7 protein-coding genes are annotated in these 7,622 nt (G+C 67.6%); 4 read left to right on the top strand and 3 right to left on the bottom strand.

Annotated features, from left to right (window positions below; all coding sequences use genetic code 11):
* The 3 genes from B1964_RS03230 to B1964_RS03220 all read left to right on the top strand — a co-directional run.
* A partial coding sequence (locus B1964_RS03230) for a SelB C-terminal domain-containing protein (RefSeq protein WP_172398738.1) occupies nucleotides 1-714 on the top strand: 714 nt, incomplete at its 5' end.
* A gap of 85 nt (nucleotides 715-799) precedes the next feature.
* A complete protein-coding gene (radA, locus tag B1964_RS03225; RefSeq protein ID WP_079928788.1) occupies nucleotides 800-2,185 on the top strand; it encodes a DNA repair protein RadA in 1,386 nt (461 codons plus the stop codon).
* A 198-nt stretch (nucleotides 2,186-2,383) separates the two neighbouring features.
* A complete protein-coding gene (locus B1964_RS03220; protein ID WP_079928787.1) occupies nucleotides 2,384-3,352 on the top strand; it encodes an alpha/beta hydrolase family protein in 969 nt (322 codons plus the stop codon).
* A 13-nt stretch (nucleotides 3,353-3,365) separates the two neighbouring features.
* Here the strand turns inward: B1964_RS03220 and B1964_RS03215 are convergent, their stop codons facing one another.
* A complete protein-coding gene (locus tag B1964_RS03215) occupies nucleotides 3,366-3,938 on the bottom strand; it encodes a PaaI family thioesterase (RefSeq protein WP_079928785.1) in 573 nt (190 codons plus the stop codon).
* Between the two features lie 74 nt (nucleotides 3,939-4,012).
* Here B1964_RS03215 and disA point away from each other — a divergent pair, with 74 nt between their 5' ends.
* Nucleotides 4,013-5,128, top strand: coding sequence for a DNA integrity scanning diadenylate cyclase DisA (gene disA, locus B1964_RS03210; RefSeq protein ID WP_006372018.1), 1,116 nt, complete (start codon nucleotides 4,013-4,015; stop codon nucleotides 5,126-5,128).
* A 17-nt stretch (nucleotides 5,129-5,145) separates the two neighbouring features.
* Here disA and B1964_RS03205 read toward each other — a convergent pair whose 3' ends face one another.
* Nucleotides 5,146-6,261: a CoA transferase gene (locus B1964_RS03205; protein ID WP_079928784.1), complete on the bottom strand. Its 1,116-nt coding sequence runs from the start codon at nucleotides 6,259-6,261 to the stop codon at nucleotides 5,146-5,148.
* A complete protein-coding gene (locus B1964_RS03200) occupies nucleotides 6,258-7,448 on the bottom strand; it encodes an acyl-CoA dehydrogenase family protein (RefSeq protein WP_079928783.1) in 1,191 nt (396 codons plus the stop codon). Before B1964_RS03200 ends, B1964_RS03205 begins: the two co-directional genes overlap by 4 nt.
* Nucleotides 7,449-7,622 lie beyond the last annotated feature (174 nt).

Genomic DNA, 7,622 nt, shown 5'->3' with positions numbered 1-7,622 from the left:
GCCCGACGACCGACCGATGACCTGCGCTCCGAGGTCACCCGACGCGGCTCGGTCACCGTCGCCCACCTGCGCCGACTCGGCCTGCTCGATGCGGTCGCGGAACCGGGACCACCGCCGGATGGCGTGCTCGTCGTCGGTGACCGCTGGGTCGATGCCGACGATCTCGCTCTCCGCGCACGCCGACTGCGGACTGCGGTGCAGACACTGCACCGCGAGGATCCGCTGGCGGCGGGGATCTCCCGCGCCGCGGCGCCGGATCTGCTCGGCCTGCCGGACGACGCGGCGCTCCTCGACACCGTGATCTCCGCGGCAGGCGTCGTGACGACAAACGGCTACCTCGCGATGCCCGACCGGACCACCGATCTCGGTCCCGCCGAGCCGGCGATCACGGCCGTCGAACGACGCCTCGCCGACGATCCGTTCGCCGCACCCGAGGCCGACGACCTCGCCGCGCTCGGCCTCGGCGACCGCGAACTCGCCGCCGCGGAACGTACGAGCCGCCTCCTCCGCCTCGGATCGGGTGTGGTGCTCGCACCGACCGCACCCGCCCTGGCCATGCGCAGCCTGGCACGACTGCCGCAGCCGTTCACCACCAGCGAGGCCCGTCAGGCGCTGCACACCACGCGCCGCGTGGTGATACCGCTGCTCGAACACCTCGACGCGCGCGGCTGGACCCGTCGTCTCGACGCCGGCCACCGCGAGGTGATCCGGTGACCTGCGACCGGTCCGCAACGACCGCGAGGCGCGCCGATTCTGTCGGACCCCGATTCTGTCGGACCCCGCCCGTAGGCTGACATCCGTGGCAAAACCGAAGTCGAGCTTCCGCTGCAGCGAGTGCGGTCATCAGGTCCCCAAATGGGTCGGACGCTGCGCCGAATGCAACGCCTGGGGCACCTTCGACGAGGTCACCACCATCAGTGCACCCGGCGGGGCCACCACGACGGTCACCCCGACCAGCCCGGCCGTACCCATCACCACCGTCGATGCCGCCACGTCAACGGCGATCCCCACCGGAATCGACGAGTTCGACCGCGTCCTCGGGCGCGGGGTGGTGCCCGGCTCGGTGATCCTGCTCGCCGGTGAGCCGGGTGTCGGCAAATCCACGCTGCTGCTCGAGACCGTCAAACACTGGGCGGCCAGTGGCCGGCGCGCGCTCTACATCACCGGCGAGGAATCCGCCGGACAGGTGCGCATGCGCGCCGAACGGACCGACGCGGTGCACGAGAACATCTACCTCGCCGCCGAATCCGACCTCGCCACCATCCTCGGCCACGTCGACGACGTTGCCCCGTCCCTGGTCATCGTCGACTCGGTGCAGACCGTGGTGGCCACCGGCACCGACGGCGTGACCGGCGGTGTCACCCAGATCCGCGCGGTCACCACGGCCCTGGTGTCACTGGCCAAGAATCGCGGTGTCGCGATCATCCTGGTCGGCCACGTCACCAAGGATGGCGCCGTCGCGGGCCCGCGGTCGCTCGAGCACCTCGTCGACGTGGTCCTGTCGTTCGAGGGCGACCGGCACTCGTCGCTGCGGATGGTGCGCGGCATCAAGAACCGCTTCGGCGCCTCCGACGAGGTCGGATGCTTCGAACAACGCGACGACGGCATCCATCAGGTCACTGATCCCTCGGGAATCTTTGTCCACCAACACGATTCCGATGTCAATGGATCGGCGACCCTGGTCACCATGGACGGCAAGCGGGCTCTCGCGGGCGAGATCCAGGCACTGACCACGACGACGAATATGGCCACCCCACGCCGCGCGGTCTCCGGGCTCGACTCTCCACGCGTGGCGATGATCCTCGCGGTCCTGCAGAGCACACTCGAGGTGCCCGTCCACGAACGCGAGGTGTACGCGGCGACCGTCGGCGGCATGCGCGTGACCGAACCCGCCGCCGACCTCGCCATCGCTCTGGCGGTCTTCTCGTCGATGACCAAGCGACCTATCCCCCGGACCACCGCCGTCATCGGCGAGGTCGGGCTGGCCGGTGAGGTGCGACGCGTCTCGGCAGTAGCCCGCCGCGTCGGAGAGGCCAAGCGACTGGGATTCAAGCACGTACTGATCCCCACCGGCACCACCGAGAAGATCCCCGGCGGCATCAAGGTCACCCGCGTCGCCACACTCGCCGAGGCGTCGTCGGCGGCATTCACGGCGACGCTGCGGGTCGTCGACGCACCTTTCTGACAAATGCACCGAAATGCATATTGAGAATTGTCTGAGAATTGACGCCGAAAATGCCTGATCACCAGGTTGTGTGCGGCGGTTTGGGCGTTTTGCCGGGTATGGACGAGTAACAAGATCATAACAGTGCAGGTAGCGTGTCGAATCGTCACACCTGTGATTTCGTGTCGCTCCATCCCTCTTCATCGAAGTGAGTTGTGAATGTCCTCGAGGCGAATCGCGTCGGTTCTGCTGACCGCCCTGCTCACCGCCTGCGCCCTGCTCGCGGGCACGTCCACCGCGTCGGCATGGGGGCCGCCCGCCTCGCAGGTCCGCGGTTTCATCAACGCGACGATCAACAACTACGGCATGGATCACCCGGTGTGGGTGCGGGCGTGGCCGTCCCAGACCACCGCCCCGTCGAAGGCGCCGACCATCATCTTCCTCGACGGCCTGCGCGCCACCAATGACTACAACGGGTGGGAACGCGAAACCAACGTCGCCTACCTGTCCCAGCGTGGCTACAACGTGGTCATGCCGATCGGTGGCCAGTCCTCGTTCTACGCCGACTGGAATGCCCCGAGCCCCACGGCCGGCCAGGTGCATCCGTACCGCTGGGAGACGGTGCTCAAGAACAGCCTGCCGCAATTCCTCGACGCCCACGGCTTCCACAACCGCACCCTCGTCGGGCTGTCGATGTCGGCGAGTCAGGCCGTGATGATCGGTAACGAGCGCCGCGACCTGTACTCGCGGGTGGTCTCGATGTCGGGGTTCATGAACATCGTCGCCACCGGAATGCAGACGATGATGCGCGGCGCGGCGTGGGATGCCGGGCACTACGACCTCAACGACATGTGGGGCTGGTTCCCGAATCTGCAGGCGTTCCAGCATTCCCCGACCGAGAACCTGCCGTCGATGAACGGCCTGCACCTGTGGATGTATGCGGGTACGGGCGTGTGGGGCGACCACCAGCCCCCGGGCGCCAACAACACCGACTTCTTCATCACCGGCCTCAACTCGACGGCGATCGAATCGGTTGCCGGTGAGCAGAGCCGCACCTTCGCCCTCGCCGCCCCGGCCTTCGGCGTCAAGTTGCGCACCGACTTCCCGCTGACCGGCACCCACGCCTGGGGTTACTGGCAGCAGGCGATCTGGAACATCTACAACGCGGGCTGGTTCAAGAACGGCTGAGCGGGGCGCGCCGTCACGGCCTCGAGAGCCGCTGCTTGTACTCCTCGGACATCTGGCTGCGCTCGACGTGGTCGGCGAAGTGCTCACGCGCGTTGATCGACACGAAGATCGAATGACCAACGGCGACCGGCTGGTCCGGATCGCCGATGTGACCGAGCGCCTCGACGTAGATCTTGCGTCGCTGACGGCCGAGCAACCGGGCACTGAGTTGCAGCCGCGAGCCGACCGGGACGGGCGCGAGGAAGTCCACCTCGAGGTGCACGGTCACCGCCGACGGCCCGACGAGTAGCGGCGCGGTGCCCATCACCTCGTCGAAGGCGGTAGAGAGCACACCGCCGTGGATGACGCCGGGACCACCTTCCATCCACGGTTCGACGCCCATCTCGGTCTCCACGGTGAAACCTTCGCCTGCCCGGACCACCAGATGCAGCCCGCGGGGCGCGTCCTCGCCACATCCCAGGCACATCGGGTTGTGCATTCGGATGGGCTCACCCGGTCCGGCGGCCTTCGGGTGACGCGTCATGGCCTCGAGGTCGGCGGGGACGACGAATCCACCGGGCCGATCGGGATGAGAAGGGGTGCTCACGTCCCGTTACCCTAGTCATGCCGATTCCCGCACGTGTCAGGTGATCGGACGCGATGACGCACGAAGGGACAACGATGGTCGAGGGAGCCAGAACCGACCAGTACGGGCGCACCGACGCCGGGCGCTCGGAGCTGATCAAGGAAACGCTGGCCCGCGTGGCACCCGGCACCGGGCTGCGCGACGGTCTCGAACGCATCCTGCGCGGCGGTACCGGTGCGTTGATCGTGCTCGGCCACGACTCCGACGTCGAGAAGATCTGTGACGGCGGCTTCCAGCTCGACGTCGAGTTCGCGCCGACGCGTCTGCGAGAACTCGCCAAGATGGACGGCGCGGTGGTGCTCTCCACCGACGGCAAACGCATCGTCCGCGCGAACGTACAGCTGGTGCCCGATCCGTCGATTCCCACCGAGGAGTCCGGTACCCGCCACCGCGCCGCCGAACGCACCGCCATCCAGACCGGGTACCCGGTGATCTCGGTGAGCGCGTCGATGTCGATCGTCAGCGTCTACGCCGAAGGGGTGCGACGCGTCGTCGAGAGCCCCGACCCGATCCTCTCGCGCGCCAACGTGGCGCTGTCGACACTCGAGCGCTACAAGGCTCGCCTCGACGAGGTGATCTCGGCGCTCGGCCGCGCCGAGATCGAGGACTACGTCCTGCTGCGTGACGCGATGTCGACGGCACAGCGGATGGAGATGGTCCGCCGGGTGGGTGTCGAGATCGAGGAATACGTCCTGGAACTGGGCACCAACGGACGACAGGTGAGTCTGCAACTCGAGGAGTTGATCTCCGAGAACGACACCGTCCGCGAGTTGCTGGTCCGCGACTACTACGCCAGCCCCGAGCCGGCGACCACCGAGGAGGTGCACCACACCCTGGAGACGGTCGAGGCGCTCTCCGACGCCGACCTCCTGGATCTCACACTGCTGGCCGGTGCCTTCGGCTACCCGACCACCATCGAGGCCCAGGACACCGCGATGAGCCCACGCGGCTACCGCATGCTGGCCCGGATCTCACGGCTGCAGTTCGCCCACGTCGACCGGCTGGTCCGCAGCTTCGGCACCTTGCAGGCGCTGCTGGCCTCCTCGGCTGCCGACCTGCAGGCCGTCGAGGGCATCGGCAGTATCTGGGCCCGACACATCCGCGAGGGCCTGTCGCGGCTGGCCGAGTCGAGCATCGAGCGCTACGACTAACCGGCGCCGGTCTTCGCCTACCGGTCGTCCTCGCCCAACCGCGGCGGCGCCGTTCGGTAGGTGGGTGGCGTCGCGCTCATCCGAATGGGGTTGGCGATCTGCGTGATCGGGCCGTCGCGCCGGGGATCATCGATCTCGACGACCGGCGCGAGCCCGAGTCGCTCGGCGAGTGCGATCGCATCGGCGACGTCGTTGAGCGGTCCGCATGGCACCCCGCGCTTGGTGAGCACGGTGAACCAGGCGTCGGCGGTGTCATGTGACAGTGCCTCGTTGAGCACCCCGACCAGGTCATCGCGGTGTGCCACCCGGGCCTTGTTGGTCGAAAAGCGTTCGTCGGCAGCCAGATCGGGCTGCCCCAGCACATCGGCGAGCGCGGCGAACTGCCGGTCGTTGCCGACGGCGAGCACCAGTGGCCGGTCGGCCGTCGAGAACACCTCGTACGGCGTGATGCTCGGGTGTCTATTCCCCATGGCGTGCGGCACCACACCCGCGGCCACATACGCCGACGACTGGTTGACCAGGGCCGAAAGCAACGACGACAGCAGGTTCACCTCGATACGCTGGCCCTGGCCGGTCGCGTCCCGATGACGCAGCGCGGCAAGGATACCCACCGCGGCGTGCAGGCCGGTGATGACGTCGACCATCGCGACGCCGACCTTGGTCGGGGTGTCGGCGTCGGGTCCGGTGATGCTCATCAGGCCTCCGACCGCCTGGATCAACAGGTCGTAGCCCGGCAACTGATTGTTGCCGCCGAAGCCGGTGACCGAGCAGTACACGATATCCGGATTACGTTGCGCAACAGTGTCATATCCGATACCCAAGCGATCCAGGGTGCCGGGCAGGAAGTTCTCGACGACGACGTCGGCCCGATCGGTCAGCTCGCGGGCGGCGGCCAGCCCGGCGGGATCGGCGAGGTCGAGGGCCACCGACTCCTTGTTGCGATTGACCGACAAGAAGTACGACGAGTCCTCACCGACCCACGGCGGACCCCAACTGCGCGTGTCGTCGCCGGTGCCGGGTCGCTCGACCTTGATGACCTCGGCGCCGAGGTCGGCGAGCAGCATCGTGGCGTACGGACCGGCCAGGACCCGACCGAAGTCGGCGATGACCAGCCCGTCCAGGGCGCCCGTCACCGGAACGCGCCCTCCCCGGTCAGTGCTTTGCCGATGGTCAGTTGATGCACCTCCGAGGTGCCCTCGTAGGTGAGTACCGATTCGAGGTTGTTGGCGTGCCGGATCACCGGGTACTCCAGGGTGATCCCGTTGGCGCCCAGAATGGTTCGGCACTCACGAGCGATCGCGATCGCCTCACGCACATTGTTGAGCTTGCCGGTGCTGACCTGTTCGGGGCGCAGTTCGCCAAGGTCCTTGAGCCGGCCGAGGTGATAGGCGAGCAGATGCCCCTTGCCGACCTCGAGCGCCATGTCGGCGATCTTGGTCTGCGTGATCTGATATGCCGCAAGCGGTTTGTCGAACACGGCGCGTGACTGCGCGTATTCGACGGCCGTTTCCAGGCAGTCGCGGGCGGCACCGATCGCACCGAAGATGATGCCGAAGCGCGCCTCGCCCAGGCTCGTGAGCGGCCCGCGGAGTCCGGCGGCCTCCGGCAGCATCGCCGACGCCGGCAACCGCACGTCGTCGAGCACCAACTCGGAGGTGACCGAGGCCCGCAGTGACATCTTCTTCGTGATCTCCGGTGCCGAGAACCCCGGGGTGTCGGTCGGGACGACGAATCCCCGGATGCCGCGCGGGGATTCCTCGAGATCGGTCTGCGCCCACACCACCGCGACCTCGGCGATCGACCCGTTGGTGATCCACATCTTGGTGCCGTTCAGTACCCAGTCGTCGCCGTCACGTTTGGCGTTGGTGCGCATCCCCGCGGGATTCGACCCGAAATCCGGTTCGGTCAGCCCGAAGCATCCGATGGCCTCGCCGGCGGCCATGCGCGGCAACCACTCCTGCTTCTGTTCCTCGCTGCCCCAGTGGTGGATCGAGAACATCGCCAGCGATCCCTGAACCGACACCAGACTGCGGATACCCGAGTCGACGGCCTCGAGTTCGAGGCAGGCCAGGCCGTAGGCGGTCGCACTCGTCCCCGGGCAGCCGTATCCCTCCAGGTGCATGCCGAGGGCGCCGAGCGCTCCGAGTTCCTTCGCCAGCTCACGGGCCGGTAGCGCCCCCTTCTCGAACCAGTCGCCGATGTGCGGCCGCAGCCGCTCCTGACCGAACTTGCGGACGGTGTCGCGGATGGCGATCTCGTCGGCGTCGAGCAGCGAGTCGAGGGCGAACAGTCGTGTGAGGTCCTGAGCGGGCATGGGCATCCTCCTGGCGGGTGCGAGAACCGTGTGCAATCGTTTGGGAGAACGTTTGCACGATCGTTTGCATCACGTAGGCTATGGCGCATCGCCGCATCCGTCAACAAGCGCGCGCCGACCCGAGGAAGGACAACCACCGCCGATGCCAGGACAGTCGTCAGACGGCCGGCCGACGCGTGG

The organism is Gordonia sp. i37 (assembly GCF_002043085.1).
GTDB classification, from domain to species: domain Bacteria; phylum Actinomycetota; class Actinomycetes; order Mycobacteriales; family Mycobacteriaceae; genus Gordonia; species Gordonia polyisoprenivorans.
This window is presented reverse-complemented; position numbering and strand designations above follow the sequence as displayed.

What these genes read in the sequence shown, in the direction of transcription:
- B1964_RS03220 (WP_079928787.1), top strand. Translation starts at nt 2,384, where the DNA reads ATGTCCTCGAGGCGAATCGCGTCGGTTCTGCTGACCGCCCTGCTCACC.
- disA (WP_006372018.1), top strand. Translation starts at nt 4,013, where the DNA reads ATGGTCGAGGGAGCCAGAACCGACCAGTACGGGCGCACCGACGCCGGG.
- B1964_RS03200 (WP_079928783.1), bottom strand. Translation starts at nt 7,448, where the DNA reads ATGCCCATGCCCGCTCAGGACCTCACACGACTGTTCGCCCTCGACTCG.